Raw genomic sequence first — 377 nt, 5'->3', positions numbered from 1 at the left:
GCCGCCAGCGCCGGTAACGGTACGGTGGTGATCAACCCGGATGGCACCCTGACTTACACCCCGAACGCCAACTTTAACGGCACCGACACCGTGACCTATACGGTGAGCGATGGCGCGGGTGGCGTGGCAACCGGCACGCTGACGGTAACCGTTACGGCGGTAAACGATGCACCGGTGGCCGGGGCGGATACGGCGACCACCGACGAAGACACCCCGGTGACGGTCAATGTGCTGGCGAATGACCTGGATGTGGATGGCAATCCGCTAACCGTGACCGCCGCCAGCGCCGGTAACGGCACGGTAGTGATCAACCCGGACGGGACGCTGACCTATACGCCGAACGCCAACTTTAACGGCACCGACACCGTGACTTATAC

The 377-nt window shown here is 63.1% G+C and carries 1 protein-coding gene; it reads left to right on the top strand.

All coding sequences use genetic code 11. The annotated features are described in order from the left end of the window. Window positions 1-377 (top strand): cadherin-like domain-containing protein (locus OB87_RS19105; protein ID WP_033570957.1); only part of this gene is annotated, 377 nt, incomplete at both ends.

Origin of the sequence: Dickeya undicola, from assembly GCF_000784735.1 — a bacterium.
GTDB lineage: Bacteria > Pseudomonadota > Gammaproteobacteria > Enterobacterales > Enterobacteriaceae > Dickeya > Dickeya undicola.
This window is presented reverse-complemented; position numbering and strand designations above follow the sequence as displayed.